This is a genomic window from Neiella litorisoli, assembly GCF_014773395.1.
Classification (GTDB): Bacteria; Pseudomonadota; Gammaproteobacteria; order Enterobacterales; family Neiellaceae; genus Neiella; species Neiella litorisoli.
This window is the reverse complement of the sequence record NZ_JACXAF010000010.1, coordinates 54,542-70,794: the sequence shown is the minus strand read 5'-3', so window position 1 is coordinate 70,794 and position 16,253 is coordinate 54,542. Positions and strand designations below refer to the sequence as shown.

Below are 16,253 nucleotides of genomic sequence, written 5' to 3'. Positions count from 1 at the left end.
ATTCTGATCCGCCTTTTTCTAACCGCGTTCTCGCCACACTCGGAATTGTTTGCCTTTGAGTTTGCCGTTGCTCAGTTTGTTAAAGGCTGCTTTTGCTTCGGAGCGTTTCACGGCGACGTAAGCAACAAAGGTGAATACATCAATTTTGCCAATGTCGTTACCATCAATTCCCTTGTCGCCGGTTAATGCGCCGACAATGTCACCTGGTCGAATCTTTTGTTTTTTACCGCCGTCAATGCACAGCGTCACCATGGGGGGCTTCATTGGTGATTGGTATACCGAAGCGTCATCTGGCAGCGGAATTGGAAAGGTACTGATGTTGATGTAGTCCTCGACCATGGCCAACTTATAGCCTTCTTTGTCGTTAAACAGCGTTAACGCCAGCCCTTTGCTGCCTGCGCGACCGGTGCGGCCAACACGATGGACGTGCACTTCAGGGTCGTGGGCAACATGGTAATTAACCACCGCGTCTAGTGAGTCAATGTCTAGGCCTCGCGCGGCAACATCTGTTGCAACCAAAATGGAAGTGCTTCTATTGCTGAAACGCACCAAGGTTTTGTCACGTTGTTTTTGCTCTAGATCGCCATGGAGAGCAGCGGCGCTAAAACCGTCGTCACAGAGACAATCGGCAACGTCTTGGGTTTCTTGTTTGGTATTGCAAAACACCACGGCAGATTCGGGTTGATGGCTCAGTAGCAATTGACGCAGTGCTTGGTAGCGACTTTCGGGATCGGACACTTTGTAGAAATGCTGGGCAATGCTGCTGCTATCGTGCGCCTGCTCGACCTTAACCATGATGGGGTCGCGTAATACCCGCTCGGCAATCGATTTGATTTTGGGTGGAAACGTTGCGCTAAACAGCAACGATTGCCGCGTGGCTGGCGCGTGCTGAATGATGGCGTCAATGGCATCTTGAAAGCCCATTTCTAACATGCGGTCGGCTTCATCCAGCACCAATATGTTGAGTTCGCTCAGATCAAGGCGCCCTTTTGATAAGTGGTCATGCACCCTGCCCGGCGTGCCAACAACAATGTGGGCGCCATGTTCTAATGAGCCGATCTGCGGCCCCATCGGTACGCCGCCGCACAGCGTTAGCACTTTGATGTTGTGTATTTGTCTGGCCAAACGGCGGACTTCTTTGGCGACTTGGTCGGCCAGCTCTCGGGTTGGGCACAAGATGAGCGATTGCACTCGAAATCGTTTGACGTTGAGCCGCTCCAATACACCCAATGAAAAGGCGGCGGTTTTACCAGAGCCGGTCTTGGCTTGGGCAATCACATCTTTGCCCTCAATGATTGGTGGCAGGCTTTGGGCTTGAATTGGTGTCATCGATTGGTAGCCCAAGGATTCAAGGTTATCGGTCAAAGCCGGTTTCAGGTTTAATTGATTGAAGTGAAGATTGCTCAAGGAAGTCGCTCTAGTTGAGGGTGAAGGCTGCTGTGTATAATCGTCGCCAGATGACGCACATCATAACAATTACCAAGGAACATTTTGCGGTTAACTAGCTTTAAATATAAAACGCGCAAAGGGCCAGATTACCGCCACGGCGATCAAGTGACGTTTATTGATATTCGCAATACGTTCGGCATCGGCAATATTCGCATTGGTCGTTGGGTCAATGATGATGAAAAAGCGTTGGCTGCCAATCTGATTTTCGATTCACTGGCGGATCTGGCTTACATTCTGGCGTTACCGCCAAAGGCCATTGGCTTGCGCGGCAATTTAAATTTAGCGTTTGGTAGTGGCGGCCGCAAAGGCGTTCAGGCGCATTACGCGCCCAATCAGCGAGAGTTGGCTTTAGCCAAAAATGCAGGCGCAGGCGCTTTAGCTCATGAATTTTGGCATGCATTTGATCATTATATTGCTGAAAAAGCGTTTGATATTGGCGACCGTTCTGGGCCGCAGCGCAGTATCATCTTCGCCAGCGATTGCTGGCTGCAAAGTACTGAACTCATCCCTCACCCATTGAACGACAAGCTGCTAAAGATTTTTGACGCCGCCTTGCTTAGCGCGGACGGTCAGGATAAGCATGATTATGTATCGCGCAGCGTTAAGGCAGACCGTGCAGCTAACGTTCGTTACTTTTCGCAACCAACTGAAATGATGGCGCGTGCATTTGAAGCGGTTGTGGAATCCTGTAGCGGTATCGATAACAGTTACTTGGTTGCTGGCACCGCGAATACGGAGCACCAGGATTTATATCCCGATCTGGCTCATCGGCAGATCATTTATGAGGCGTTACTCGCCTACTTTCGACCACTTGGTGAAGCATTGAATCGCTGAGCCTACACCTTTGTTATTTGGCTCTCGTTTTTCCGTTTGATTTTGCCTACGTGGGTAGCAATAAAACCCTTAAATGCCTGTGGTATTGAGCATTGATGCTGTTTTGCTCGCATAGCAAAGCCGCGAATTACACCACTCTTATACAGGACAAACGATGAATATAGTGAAGTTTGGCGTTCTCCCCATGCTAGCCGCATCCTTACTCTGCGGTTGCTCGATTCCGCCTGCAACCGAGCCAGCAACCGACACTGTCGATTATTTTGCTAGCAACGGTTACGGCGAAGGTGTCGCAGTAGTGCAACACCCTGCGGGCGAATACCGCAACGGTGTTACCTATGTGGCCTATCAAGGCAGCAACGAAGATCCGTATGTTGCGGCGTACAATCACGAGACTAAAGCGTGGCTTGGGCCGTTTAAAGCGGGCACCAGTATTCTAGGAAAAGATCCATCGAAGAAAATTGATAGTCACGGCAAGCCAACATTACTTATCGACGATGCCGGATACATTCATGTGTTTTATGGCGGTCATGGCGGTGTCGATGCCTTGCATGGCGACAACCAATTTGGCAATGCCCATTCCGGTGAGAACAAACACGCAGTCTCAACACGGCCTTACGATGTCACTAGTTGGCAGGATTTAGATAACGTGTCGCCATTTGGCACCTACAACCAAGCGATCAAAATGGACAATGGCGACATCTATTTGTTTTATCGCCATGGCGCCCACCGCAGTGACTGGGTCTATCAAAAATCGACGGACAACGGTCGCAGCTTTGATGCGCCGGTTTCTTTTTTGAAACACAAGCGACGCCATGATATGCCAAGTGTCGATAGTTGGTACGCCTACGTCTCTAAAGGCGTCGGTGATGACATTGTGGTTGGTTTTGATTACCACTTTTGTTGGGACAAAGATGCCCCAAGAAACAATCGCGGCGGACACTCAACTGAACGTCGTAATTTGTACTTCATGGTGTTGAATACCCAAACAGGTGATTGGCGCAATGTTGAAGGTAAAACACTGACTGTGCCGCTGACCAAAGAGTATGCCGATCAGCACACCCTAGCGATTGATACCGGCGATTTGTGGACCTTTAATGGCTCAACTAAAGTCGATGCCAATGGCAATCCACATATTGCCGCTTACATTGGAAAAGACATTGGCTGGCAGATTGGCGGGCCGAAGAATGCCAGCTATTTCCGCTGGGACGGCAGTAAATGGGACGGAAACTTTAACAGCGGTCTTCCTATCGCCCGCGGCGATTTTTTAGCTGAGGGTAACGAAGTGCGCTTCTTACTCAGTGGCATCGACAACGCTGCCGATGAAACCATCGTCCGATGGTGGCAAAGCTCCGATGGCGGCAATCAATTTGTGGCAGGAGCCGAGCTTCTGCGATTCAACGACGACTATGTCATCAGCGCGGAAGAAGACAACAGCAGTCGGCCAAAGTCGTTGAGCAACCTGGATAGCCCTGGCTCGGCTGCAAGTTCGTTCATTCGCAATGCGCATCCGGATGCCCGAATCATTATTGCCGAGAAAATCGACGGTACGGATATGCGTCGGATGTATCTGGTTGGTGATAATGGCCCAGTGGTTCGTTCGATAAATTAAATTATATATCTTCGCCAACACGCTGAATGGAACTCTGTGTTGGCATTAATTAACTGCTGGTGAATATGAGTTGATTCATATTTTTAAGGTTGCTGTTTTGGATTTATATTGTTGTTTTTTTATTGTTGGTGTTTTGTTACTTGTTTTTACTGAATGTTAATATTTATTTTTAAGTCGTTTTATTAATGTTTTTATTTTATTGGTTTCGGCTTTTTATTTTGTGATTCCCTCCACGTAACGATTGGCCAATCAATATCTGCTCTGTTACCGCTATCACCATTCCAATAAACTAATCCAGCTGAAAATTGAGGCTTTGCCACCATCGATTTGGCACACTACTACAGCTATCGCATTGGGCTAAGCTGCGTTTCTGATGAGAAGCGGCTTGTGATGGAACTGTGTTTTGATGTTGTAAAACAATATGTTGAAAGATGATTGCATGCTAATTTTTTTGATTTGAACGAATCACGTCAAATGTCCATTTGATTATCGCTGACTGGCGATGGATTATTTAAGACTGAAAGAACCTGTTTGCGAGTCTTAAATAGCAGATAGATTATCTTTAATTGTCACGCGTGCGCTTTGGTTTGGTCAATTTAAGTCAGTTTGTTGATTTGTTTATTAAGCGGTGCCTGTATTATTTTTTTTTGGTTAATCCAACTTTAAATTTAATTTGAACTTTTTCATTTAATAAGCGCCCTAATGAACAAGGGTATATATTCAGTATTAAATTTGTAGATTTGAAATTTAGGCCGGATATTCGGGACTAAATGATGTTTCTGAGGTATCACAAGTGAACACATTATCTAAGCTGCGTAAAATAGACATTGAGCGACAAGCGGTCGTGTCCTGTGAATACAAAGGATTTAGCATTTCACTAGCGAAGCGACCCGAGGATCATAAGATCATGGTCAAAGTTTACCTGCGCGGCAGTGGCAGCTCGGCAGCATCTATCTTTGTCGCTGAACTACTGTGCGATGGAATTTGCTATGCCAAGGACTTTGCCTCGCTTGCAGTCAATGCCTTGCTGGAACATATGGATATGGCACCAAAGTCAGCGATCATGAGTCTAACGAGGTGGGCCGATGCATTCGACGGCTGGAACAAATTATCAGCCCAGCGATTGCTCGAACTCTGCCGCTCACAAAGCGACGGCAACCGCCAACACACCCTTGCAGAGCAATTAAAAGATGAAGTGAGCCGCTTACAAGACCGCCAAACCGAAACCTGCCCTATTCTCGACGCTGAGCACGAATTACGTGAGATGTTAAAGGCAGAGTTGGATGAAGCGTCAATCACGACCATTATCCATGCCGTTGGCCGAGAAATGTCGCTGTTGTCCGATGAACTGATCGCTAAACGAGATGAAATAGAGGCGCTTTCTCAAGGGCTCAATGCTGGCTATGACGGTTATGTCATGGCAATTATTCAAGATGCCCACACAGAGTATGAAGAGCTCAGCGCCAAAGCAGAAGAAAAGTTAACCAAAGCGACATTGATTCAACAAACCATTACCAGCCGAGTGCAACAACTCAGGTAACGATTTACTTTAGAGCCTGTTGATCTTTGCTGTGTGTTTTTGCAGCAATTTATTGGTGATTTAGGCAAGGAAGCGGTTATGAAATTGACTGGCCGTCAATGAATAATCGCTGACGCTGAATAAATTGCCAATAAACGCTGCCCGAAGGGTTCGTCAAAATGCTCATTTCGCTGCGTCACTCGCTATACGGCATAGCTCGTTTCTTGCTCAAAAGAGCATTTTGAACGAACAACAGTTTGTTTGGAACAAACTATCGCGATAGCCGCATAGCGGTAAAGCTCATGGACGAGCTTTACAAAATTCATACACCAAAGATCAACAGGCTCTAGTATGTGAAAAAGCCAAACCAAGCGGGATGAATTGCCCTACTCGGTTTGGCTTTATGGTGCCTTCGATAGCGACAGTTAGCCGTTTTAGAACTTGCTCGGCGCAGGCGGCACCGTTAGTACTTTGGGTGGGTTGTCATTTAGTTCCTTAAGCAACTCTGCGACGGCTCGTTCAATCGACGGATCATTGCCTTTAAAGATTAACTCTGGGCGATCAATCACTTCGATGTCTGGCGTAACGCCTTCGTTCTCAATAATCCAGTTGCCGTCGTTATCTAAAATACGGAATGTTGCAGCAATGACTTGGCCACCATCGACAAGCTTTGGATTCCCTGAAATACCAATCAAACCGCCCCAGGTACGGGTGCCAATCAGTTTGCCCAAACCAGCCTGACGGAAGTAATACGGCAGCGCATCACCACCCGAGCTGGAATAGCCGTTGATCAACATGGCCTTAGGACCATCGTGGGCAAACTGCGGCGTTTTGGTTGGTTCGACGCCGCGGCGTTTCCAGTAATTCAGCGGTTTACGTGCCAACCAAGTGATCATGTGTTCCGGAATGAAGCCTCCACCGTTGTAGCGATCATCAATGATCAACGCTTCCTTATTGGTTTGCGGCATAAAGGTTTTGAATAACTCTCGGTTACCTTCAAAGCGGGTGTTGGGTAGGTGAACATAACCGATACGGCCATTCGACAACTTATCGACATAAGCCATCCGCGATTTCACCCAATTTAAGTAGCGCAGGCCTAGTTCGCTCGCGACCGGCTTGACGGTCACTTTCCAGGTCTTTTTACTGTTGACCGATTTGCTCAGCAATAGCTCAATGGTTTGTCCTTGGGTGTTTTCAAGCAGTTCATAGAAATTGCTAACACTGTCGGTTCGCTGCCCCTGCACGGCAATAATGAAGTCGCCGGCAGATGCGTTAACGCCCGGCTCTGCCAGTGGCGCACGGAAGTTTTCATGCCAGTGCTCACCTTCATAAATGGACGCGATTTGGGCAAAACCACTTTTATGACGGACGATCTCTGCGCCAAGCAAGCCATGCTTTTGCCGCTCTGCGGTCGGCATATCGCCGGATTGGACGTAAATATGGCCGGCGTTAATTTCGCCTGCAATTTCGCTGAACACATAATCCAAGTCAGAGCGGTGAGCAACGGCATCGGCCATCGGTTGATAACGCTTGAGAATGGCATCCCAATCCTGACCATGGTGGTTTTCATCGTAGAACCAGTCGCGCAGTGTGCGCCAGCCTTCAACGTACATTTGTTGCCACTCAACTGCCGGATCAATTTTTAGCGTCATGTACTCAAGATTGAGCGCGTGCTTGCTTAAATCCTGCTTTTCTTTTGGCTCGATGATGCTGTATTTGTCACCATGCTGCACCAACACATGCTCGGCATTGTTTGACACACTGTAGCGATCAATTTTTTCAGCAACGGTTTTCACTTCGCCGTCACGACCAGCGCCAATGAGCTGCAATTCTTTACCCGAAAGCGCCAGTACCCCGCCTTTAACGCCCTGAAGCGAGCGATAGTTGCCGGCTTTGCCGTTCAGTACTTCAACGCGTTGCATGAAGTTTTTCGGATCGAGCTGGTTGGACACCTCGTCCTTGTCACTATCTGCATCATCATCAAAGCTGACTTCATCGCTGGCAAACCGATTGAGTGCAGCCACTTCATCGTTCACCGCAACACCGTAAATGCGCGTTGCCTCGTTAAACAAGTAATCAAATTCGAAGCTCGAGAATGTCAGGTTAAAGTCGCGCTCCGAGGTGAAATACAGGTACTGGCCATCGGGTGAAAATGTTGGCTGTTGCTCTGATGTCATGTCGTCTGTGAGGCGCGTGACTTTGCGGCTTTTTAGGTTGTAATGCCACAACGAGCTATAGCGGTTGGGGTTGTTTTTGACGAACACAAGATCGTTGCTATTGGGCGACCAGACATAGCTCGTTAAGCCGCGCTCATCATATTTGGCGACATCAATTTTGGTCTGTTTGCCATTGCGAACATTGACCACCCACAAGGTGTGATTCTTATCGGCATAAAGCAGCTTTTTGTTGTCAGCAGACCATACCGGGGTGAATTTCCAAATGGTGCCGTTGCTGGTTAACTGCCGCGTTTTATTGTCATCAGCGCGATCTTTTATATAAATTTCGTATTCGCCGCTGGCATCGCTTAAATAGGCAATGTAACGACCGTTTGGCGACCAACTAGCATCGATTTCACGAGCACTTGCAGTCAACGATAAGTTGCGTGTGGCGCCGTCTTTTTTAGGCACCGAGAAAAGTTCGCCACGGGCGGTAAACAATGCCCGATTGCCGCCATTATCGATACTCATTGAATCGATAAATTTGCTGACGTTTTTGTTGTATGGTTGCGCGTATTGGCGCACGCCGGGAATATTAATGGTTAGTTTTCTGGCTTGTTTGGTCGCCGGATCAAAACGATACAAATAGCCGCCGTTTTCATACACGATTGCCTCTGGGCCGGCTGACGGCCACAGCACATCAAAGTCGGTATGATCGGTCAGCTTAATTGGTGCGCCGCCTTGCTGATACTGATATAAGTTCAAGGTGTAGTCGCGGTCGGAAACAAAATAGATGGTATCGCCGACAACGGTTGGTTGCTGATCGGTGGCTCGATGGTTGGTCAGTTGCTCCGATGTATTGTTGTTTAAATCATACACCCAGACATCCTGCGCACGGCCTCCGCGGCTGCGCTTCCAAGTACGAAACTCGCGATCGATTGGCGTGTAAACATACTTGCTGCCATCGCTGTTAAACATCCCGCCGCCAGTTTCGGGCACGGCTAGCGGCTGTTCTAAACCACCTTCAACCGAGACGGTATACGGCCGCCCCATGCGCTCACCCCACGGCAGGCGATTCGCGCGAAACAGCACTTTTTTGCCATCTGGGGTCCAATCCAATACGCGATAGTCAAAGCCACCGCGTGGCGGCATTGGCCCAACATCGTTATAGAAAGTCAGCTGTTTCAGCCCTGAGCCATCGCTATTCATCACGTAAACTTGGCGGCTACCGTTGTATTCGGCTGAAAAGGCAATCTTGCTGCCATCGGGTGAGAACTTTGGAAATGCCTCATAACCAATGTGATCGGTGAGGCGCTGACTGGAGCCAGTGGTGTGATCGGCAATGTAAATATCGCCAGCATAAACAAACGTCACTTTATTTTTATGGATGTCGGCAAAACGAAGTAGCCGCGTATCGTCTGTTGTATATGCTTGAGTAAACGCTGATGCCAGCACGGTCATTGCAGCAGCTATGTTTTTAATTTTCATGTTATTCCCTGCTTATGTCGGTTGCCATAGTGTATGCCACTTTGAGCTGTGATGGATGACTTGCCAGCGCAATAAAGTTTTACAAAACGTTAGCGTCAATCGGCCGTTTAGGTCGGCGAGTCGTTTTGTCTTGGCGATCTCACATTCTGACGATTCAAGCTTGTCGCTGGCGGTGAAAACAGGTACAACATTGGAACCAATGAAAACGTTATCATTTGTAGGGGATCGTTTTGGTTCAGATGGATAAATTACAGCTCAGCGAGAAAGTCGGTTATGGCCTGGGCGATGCGGCCTTCAACTTTGTGTGGATGACGTTCATCTATTTCCAGATTTATTTTTATACCGATGTGTTTGGCATCTCGGCTGCAGCAATCGGCACCATGCTGTTACTCACCCGCGTCTGGGACACTATTAATGATCCGATTATGGGCATCATTGCGGATCGCACTGAAACGCGTTGGGGTAAGTTTCGCCCTTACTTGTTGTTTGGTGCGGTGCCGTTGGCCATTGTTGCAACCCTCGCCTTCACCACCCCGGACCTCAGTGCCGATGGCAGGTTGATGTATGCCTACGGGACTTACTTTCTGGTCGGTATGATTTACACCGCGATCAATATTCCCTATTCATCGTTAATGAGCGCCATGACAAATGATCCGAAGGAGCGAGCATCGTTATCATCGTGGCGTTTTATGGGCGCCTATGGCGCAGGAATATTGGTACTCCACTTTACGTTTGATTTAGTCGAGCGCTTGGGCGGCGGCGATCAAGCTCTCGGCTTTCAGCGCACCATGGCGGTATACGGTGTAGTGTTGGCCGGTTTGTTACTGTTGTCGTTCGCGCTGACCAAGGAGCGGATTCGTCCGGTCAAAAGTAAGCACAACATTAAGGTTGAGATCAGCAAACTGCTGCAAAGCCCTCCATTTATTTTGTTGTTTATTGTGGGCATTTTTTCACTTGGTTTTGTCGCCATACGAAACGGCATCACCATGCATTACTTCAAATACTTTTTAGAAGATGAAAGTGCAGCGAAATGGTTCTTAGTTGGTGGCTCGATTGCTAATTTAGTTGGCGCGGGCGCCACCCAATGGTTCATTCGTTGGGCCGACAAAAAATACATCTACATGGTGTTGATGGTGTGCAACGCGGTCATGATGGCTGCCATTTACCTTTGCGGGAATAGCAACCTTACTGGCATTTATTTACTCCATTTTGTCAGCTCGTTTCTATCCGGACCTACTGTTCCTATCGTGTTTGCGATGTATGCCGATATTGTGGACTATCAAGAAGTTAAAACCGGCAGCCGCGCATCAGGCTTGGTTTTTGCCGGCGCTTCCTTCGGTCAGAAGATGGGCTGGACAATCGGTGGCGCAGCGACCGGATTCTTGCTGGCTGGTTTCGGTTTCGAGGCAAATACCGCACTATCTTCAGATACGGTGCATGGCATTCAAATGATGTTTACCTTGATCCCTGGCGGCATTGCGTTGCTTGGCGCTATTTCCATGTACTGGTACCAACTGACAGATAAAGAAATGAACCAAATCCAAACAGCGCTTGGCCGTAATTAAAAAAAGGTATAAGTGGTCAAAAATTAACCTTGATAAAAATGTGATCTAGATCAACAATTGGGCCGTTCACCTCAATTGAGTGCCATCACTCAACTGAGGTGTTTGCAGTACTTTTTGTTCGTTGCATTGTTATTCTGCGGAGGTTGATCATGAAACCACTAATTGCCCTTACTGGCGCATTGGTTGTTATCGCTAGTCCAGCATTTGGCTCAACATCGATGAAATTTGTTGCAGCCAATCAAAATATTGAAAGCCAAGTTTGCGTCATTGCGGCGCAGCAAGGCGTTGAGGCCGCCAAGCAGGCTGGCGCTGAGTTGGGTTTAAGTACCCACGATGTTCGTAACCTGGTGTGTAATGGTCGTCAGCTGACCAGTTTTTCTCGTAAATATCAGCGCCTACAGGCGGTGGACACCAAGCCAACCGCTAGCTCAGATTCTTAACCAGTTTTCCATTTACTAAAGCAAAGCCGGCAGAAATGCCGGCTTTTTTACGAGTGCTTTTAGTCGGTGCGCCATTAAGGTTTCAGGTGGCGCTCAAAGAAATTCATGATGGTGTGATTGAGGTGCACTTTCGTGGCCTTGCCACGCATGGAATGCTTAGCTCCCGGATAAGTCATCATGTCGAATGACTTATTCTGTTGCTGCAATTCGCTAAACACCTTGGTGGCATTGGTGAACAACACGTTATCATCGGCCATACCGTGATAAATCAGTATCGGCTTGGTTAAGTCTTTAACGTAAGGAAACACCGCTGATGCTTGATAACCGGCGGCATTAGTTTGCGGATGCCCCAAATAGCGCTCGGTGTAATGCGTGTCATACAGCAGCCAGTCAGTGACTGGCGCGCCGGAGACGCCTGCGGCAAATTGATCGCCGGCTTTGAACATCAACATTTGCGCCATGTAACCACCATAACTGTGGCCAAACACGCCAATTTTACTGCCATCAACAAAATCTAACGACTTGAGAAATTCGACGCCTTTGAGTTGATCGGCAACCTCCACTACGCCCAAATGTTTATAAATTGGTGACTCGAACGCCTTACCGCGGTGGTAGCTGCCCCGATTATCGAGCGAGAACACGACATAGCCCTGCTCTACCCAATACTGGGTCAGGAACTGATTGCGGCTCCAACTATTGGTTACTTGTTGGCCAACTTTAGGGCCGCCGTATACATACAGAATGACTGGCAGCTTCTCGCCTGTTTTAATTTTGGCGGGTTTGTACAGTTCATAAAGTAAGGTTTGGCCATCATCTGCGGTTAGCTCGCCATATCCGGGCGTCACCATACCGGCGCGGTATGGGCTGTAAGGGTGGGATTCATCCACTTGGTTTTGCTCTAACCAAGTGAGGTGTTTGCCGTTGTGGTCATGAACGCTAACTTGCGGCAAGGTGTTGTTCGATGAGAAGTAATCGACATAGGTGCCGCCTTTTTTGGCAAACGTCACCTTGTGCATGCCTGCTCGGCTTGACACCTTTTCAATGGTGCCGCCTGCCAATGGCACACGGTACAAGTGCTGTTCGCGCGGGGTATCTTTGCGGCCACTGAAATACACCAAGCCAGCTTTTTCATCAACGCGCTTGAGCTGATTAACGACCCAATCGCCGTTGGTAAGTTGGCGGATCAACTGGCCTTTAGTGTTGAACAGATATAAGTGCTTAAAGCCGTCGCGCTCAGACGCCCAGATGAAGTGCTCTTTGTCTTGCAAAAAGTGCAAGTCGCTGTGCAAATTCACCCAAGAATCGGAGGTTTCGGTGATCAGCGTCTGCTGTTGTTTCGAGTCCAATTCATAACTGCGCAATTGCAGATTCTGCTGATCGCGACTTTGATACTGATAAGACAATGCGGTGCTATCGGCAAACCATTTGACGCGGGGTAAATAGAAGTCTTTGTTGTCGCCGAGATCAACCCAAGCGCGCTCGCCCGTCGCAATCTCGGTGATGGCCAGTTCGACCTGCGCATTGGCGGTACCCGCCGCTGGATAGCGTTGTTCGAATAGCTTGATTTGATCGGCATAAATTTCGTTACGGACTTGGATTTCAACACTACTCTCGTCGGTGCTGGTATAAGCAATGTGGCGTTCATCCGGCGACCACCAGTAGCCCGTCATACGCTCCATTTCTTCTTGTGCAACAAATTCCGCCATACCAAATTTGATGGCACCGCCACCTTGTTTAGTAATAGCAATTTCTTTACCGCTGGCAATCTCTTTGACATAGAGATTTTGCTCGCGGATGTAAGACACATAGTTGCCTTTCGGGGAAAACTTTACGTCAGTCTCGAATTCTGGCGTTTGGGTCAGCTGGCGCCCTTCGCCCGATTGCACCACATAGTGGTAGACATCGCCACCCAGTGGAAACAGCAGTGCTGAGCTATCCGCAGCCCAGTGGTATTCCATGATGCCTTTGCCATAAATGCGTTGGCGTTCGCGGCGTGCTTTTTCTTCATCTGACAGCTGCTCTGGTCCTTGGTGGAATTTATCAGAGTTAACCAACATCCGCGTCTCACCGCTTGCAATGTGGTATTCCCACAAATCGTAGTGGTTGTAATCGGATTCTCTACCTTGCAGAAAAGTCACTCTGGAGCCATCGGGCGCGACTTTAACGCCTCTGACGCTTTTACCTAACAGCGTTGGGCTGGAGAAGATACGTTCGATAGTTAGTTGTTGGGCAGTTGCAGTGGTGGCAACTAGAGATGGAAGGACAAGCGCGAGGCGCAACCAGTTTTTCATAGCTGATGTCGTGTCGTTAAAGGTGAATATCGAGCCACACCTTACCGAGTTGTGATGATAACTCAAGCGACAAGCGCGAAATTGTATACAATTTTATTGTGATACCCGATCAGACTATTTACCGCGGGCCTTTTGTAAAGTTTGTGTAAAGCTGCCGCCGTTGACTTGACGATCTGGGGCATTGGTCGTAGCGTTAAATGAACGTTTTTGTAGTTTTATGATTGGTTTAGCCGCAATAAAACGGGATTACCGCAATGTCTAAACAGTTACTCGCTGCCATCATGATCGCCTTACCTTGCTCTGTGTCGGCGGCTGATGTGCTCAAAGCAGACCGGCTCTATAAAGAGAGCAATTATCCACAAGCAATCGTTGAATATGAAAAAGCGGCCGACCTGGGACTTGCCCATGCCTATTATCAGTTGGCGGTGATGCACAATTTTGGCAAAGGCACCGAGCAGGATAGCCTCAATGCATTGATCTACTTCTCGATGGCGGCCGATCAAAATTATCACGATGCAGCCAAAATGGTCGATAAGATGCTGGCCAAACTGCCTGCTGACAACCGGGCTGAAATTAATGCGGTGCTGGCTAAGGTCAAAGCTCAGCTTCAGCAAAACAATAACGCCACCACATACAACCCCGCGATTAATCCACAACACATTGGTAAGCGCGTCACCTTTGGCGGTAAACAAGAATTACAACAGCGGTTCCACCCTGATGACTGGGAAACCGATAGCTTGTATGAGTTCTTAGAAGAAAGCGCAGAATACAGCGGTGAATCGGCATTTATGATGTCGACGCCGAGTAAACCCTTTCTGATCGTCGACAATGACATTAGCGCAGATGGCACCGTCAGAAACCTATCGGAGATTCAGCGCTTTGGCTGGACCAAGACTTTGGTGGACAACTATGCCCTGTTCCCCGGTGATAAACCGGAGTTTGAAGGCGAGCCGGTAGAGTTTGTTAATCGCGCCTATTTGGGATCAGCGGCATTTAATCGTGATGGTCTCAGAGCCGATAACGAAAAACTGTACGAGAGCATTCGTCGTCACGTCTACAAATTAAAGGACGGCACGACACTCAACGAGCGCTATGAGTATGCCATTGCCCTGCTGAATTTCAGTTGGATCAGTCGCGAGGAAGGTGAAGTTGAACAGCGTTTGCTGGCGTTGGCAAAGGAAGGACATCCGTCAGCAATGTACGAATATGGCATGAAGCTATACCGCGAACAAAAAGACATTGAAGTGGCGGTCCATTGGATCACTCAGGCCAGTAAGTATGGTTTAGCGCGCGCCGAGTATCGTTTAGGCAAATTATTGCAAACCAGTCCTTGGGTCATTCATGACGATAGAAAAGCGCTATTCTGGTATCAATCAGCCATGGACAAAGATCACCTTGCTGCGACGCTCCGTGCCATTGATATTAAGTTGAATTCCAGCGACGCGTCACTGCGCGATCTTGATGGTGCTATTGCTTATCTCGAGCAAATTAAAGAAAGCCATAACCGCCATCCGGAATATTTCTACTTACTTGCGGTTTCCCACATTAATCGTGAAGGGCGGGACTTTACCCAGGTGGTGAAGAATATGCGTCAGGCGATTAGTGAAGGTCAGCGGAAAAACTGGGATGTCAGTGCTTGGCAATATCACCTCGACCAGTTAACCGAAGGCAACGTTTATATTATTGAAGAAAGTTAGCCATAAAATTGGGCACCGGTTGGTGCCCATTTTTTTGCCACGCTGTTTTTGTGATTAGTCGCGGAAATTATTGAACTGCAGCGGCTGGTCAGTTTCTGAGCCTTTCAATAAGGCAATCACTTGTTGTAAGTCATCGCGCTTCTTACCGGTGACACGCAGCTTGTCACCCTGAATGCTGGCTTGAACTTTGATCTTGCTGTCTTTGATTTGTTTGATCAGCTTCTTGGCACATGCCTGCTCGAGGCCTTGTTTGAACTTAATTGGCTGAATGAACATTTTGCCGGTGCGATCAAGTTTGCCGAGCTCCATCGAGTTGGGGTCAACATTGCGCTTGGCGAGATTCTTCCTCAGGATGTCTTCGAGCTGCTGCAGTTGGAAATCTGATTCGGTTTTTAATGTCACCACCATATCAGCCAGATTAAAGCTTGCATCAACACCACGAAAATCAAAGCGAGTGTCTAGTTCGCGAGTTGAATTACCAACTGCGTTATTGAGTTCTACTTCATCGACTTCAGAAACAATGTCGAACGAGGGCATATTTTACTCCGTATGTGTCATTAAAAATGGCCAGTGCGCGTTCAGCTGCTGACCGTTTGCTAATTCTACCTCAAGGGTCAGCTGCCAGACCATATCTGGGCGTGTGCACGCGATGATTAATAGCTCCCCAGTTACGCCTGATAGCTGCTGTTGTGGCGTTAACTCAATTGGGATCTGACCCATGTACATGTTTTTACCTTCCAAGCGTGCTTTAGTGCGCTGCACTTGCCAATGCTCGGGCCAGACGATTTTAAAACTGATGGGTTGTTCAATCTTTAACGGTTGACTCAGAACTATTTGCACTTCGCTTTGATCTGGCGCAAAACATTGTTCATTTGCGTTTAGGCAGTATTGATTTTGCGTCGACGCAGACTCTTGTGTACACGCACATAACAAAAGCATGCACAAAAGCAAGCTGACTAATCTGTTGATATGGGGGGGCTGCTGACGGTGATTCATGGCATTCGCAAATTTGAATTGCTCCGTTGGTTCGCTATCTTTTTATTGAGTTCTAACGTAGAATCGCGACGCTTTTACTGAAAGGTAACAAAATCTTTCAGTTTTTGGCGTTGGTTGATTGTACGTTACCAGATGTACTCGTATAAATCCTTCTATCGTCAGGCGGTTAGCCGCTATATATAACCCTAACTAATAACGAATCACAGCAG

The 16,253-nt window shown here is 48.0% G+C and carries 11 protein-coding genes; 6 read left to right on the top strand and 5 right to left on the bottom strand.

Features of this window, described 5'->3' with window-relative positions; translation table 11 throughout:
• Positions 1-18 precede the first annotated feature (18 nt).
• Positions 19-1,407, bottom strand: a complete 1,389-nt coding sequence (gene dbpA, locus IC617_RS09315; RefSeq protein WP_191144733.1) for an ATP-dependent RNA helicase DbpA — start codon at positions 1,405-1,407, stop codon at positions 19-21.
• Positions 1,408-1,491: 84 nt separating this feature from the next.
• Between dbpA and IC617_RS09310 the strand changes: the two genes are divergently transcribed.
• From IC617_RS09310 to IC617_RS09300, 3 genes are all read left to right on the top strand, one after another.
• Positions 1,492-2,283, top strand: a complete 792-nt coding sequence (locus IC617_RS09310; RefSeq protein WP_191144732.1) for a CLCA_X family protein — start codon at positions 1,492-1,494, stop codon at positions 2,281-2,283.
• Positions 2,284-2,437: 154 nt separating this feature from the next.
• Positions 2,438-3,892, top strand: coding sequence for a BNR-4 repeat-containing protein (locus IC617_RS09305; RefSeq protein WP_191144731.1), 1,455 nt, complete (start codon positions 2,438-2,440; stop codon positions 3,890-3,892).
• A 793-nt stretch (positions 3,893-4,685) separates the two neighbouring features.
• Complete coding sequence (locus tag IC617_RS09300; protein WP_191144730.1) at positions 4,686-5,432, top strand: hypothetical protein; 747 nt, start codon at positions 4,686-4,688, stop codon at positions 5,430-5,432.
• Between the two features lie 413 nt (positions 5,433-5,845).
• On the opposite strand, the gene IC617_RS09295 is transcribed toward IC617_RS09300, so the two are convergent.
• Entirely contained in the window at positions 5,846-9,055 is a 3,210-nt protein-coding gene (locus IC617_RS09295; RefSeq protein ID WP_191144729.1) for a S41 family peptidase, read from the bottom strand.
• A 239-nt stretch (positions 9,056-9,294) separates the two neighbouring features.
• Between IC617_RS09295 and IC617_RS09290 the strand changes: the two genes are divergently transcribed.
• Together IC617_RS09290 and IC617_RS09285 are read left to right on the top strand one after the other, a co-directional pair.
• Positions 9,295-10,620 (top strand): MFS transporter, encoded by a 1,326-nt coding sequence (locus IC617_RS09290; protein WP_191144728.1) that lies wholly within the window; start codon positions 9,295-9,297, stop codon positions 10,618-10,620.
• A gap of 149 nt (positions 10,621-10,769) precedes the next feature.
• Entirely contained in the window at positions 10,770-11,060 is a 291-nt protein-coding gene (locus IC617_RS09285) for a hypothetical protein (protein ID WP_191144727.1), read from the top strand.
• Between the two features lie 74 nt (positions 11,061-11,134).
• Here IC617_RS09285 and IC617_RS09280 read toward each other — a convergent pair whose 3' ends face one another.
• Complete coding sequence (locus tag IC617_RS09280; protein WP_191144726.1) at positions 11,135-13,351, bottom strand: S9 family peptidase; 2,217 nt, start codon at positions 13,349-13,351, stop codon at positions 11,135-11,137.
• A 254-nt stretch (positions 13,352-13,605) separates the two neighbouring features.
• Between IC617_RS09280 and IC617_RS09275 the strand changes: the two genes are divergently transcribed.
• Entirely contained in the window at positions 13,606-15,048 is a 1,443-nt protein-coding gene (locus IC617_RS09275; RefSeq protein ID WP_191144725.1) for a tetratricopeptide repeat protein, read from the top strand.
• Between the two features lie 54 nt (positions 15,049-15,102).
• On the opposite strand, the gene IC617_RS09270 is transcribed toward IC617_RS09275, so the two are convergent.
• Together IC617_RS09270 and IC617_RS09265 are read right to left on the bottom strand one after the other, a co-directional pair.
• On the bottom strand, positions 15,103-15,585 hold the full coding sequence (locus tag IC617_RS09270) for a YajQ family cyclic di-GMP-binding protein (RefSeq protein WP_191144724.1): 483 nt from the start codon (positions 15,583-15,585) through the stop codon (positions 15,103-15,105).
• Between the two features lie 3 nt (positions 15,586-15,588).
• Entirely contained in the window at positions 15,589-15,888 is a 300-nt protein-coding gene (locus IC617_RS09265; protein WP_191144723.1) for a hypothetical protein, read from the bottom strand.
• Positions 15,889-16,253: the final 365 nt, after the last annotated feature.

Excerpts from the sequence above, each read along its gene's own strand:
- IC617_RS09305 (WP_191144731.1), top strand. The coding sequence starts at position 2,438 with ATGAATATAGTGAAGTTTGGCGTTCTCCCCATGCTAGCCGCATCCTTA.
- IC617_RS09295 (WP_191144729.1), bottom strand. The coding sequence starts at position 9,055 with ATGAAAATTAAAAACATAGCTGCTGCAATGACCGTGCTGGCATCAGCG.
- IC617_RS09290 (WP_191144728.1), top strand. The coding sequence starts at position 9,295 with ATGGATAAATTACAGCTCAGCGAGAAAGTCGGTTATGGCCTGGGCGAT.
- IC617_RS09285 (WP_191144727.1), top strand. The coding sequence starts at position 10,770 with ATGAAACCACTAATTGCCCTTACTGGCGCATTGGTTGTTATCGCTAGT.
- IC617_RS09280 (WP_191144726.1), bottom strand. The coding sequence starts at position 13,351 with ATGAAAAACTGGTTGCGCCTCGCGCTTGTCCTTCCATCTCTAGTTGCC.
- IC617_RS09275 (WP_191144725.1), top strand. The coding sequence starts at position 13,606 with ATGTCTAAACAGTTACTCGCTGCCATCATGATCGCCTTACCTTGCTCT.
- IC617_RS09270 (WP_191144724.1), bottom strand. The coding sequence starts at position 15,585 with ATGCCCTCGTTCGACATTGTTTCTGAAGTCGATGAAGTAGAACTCAAT.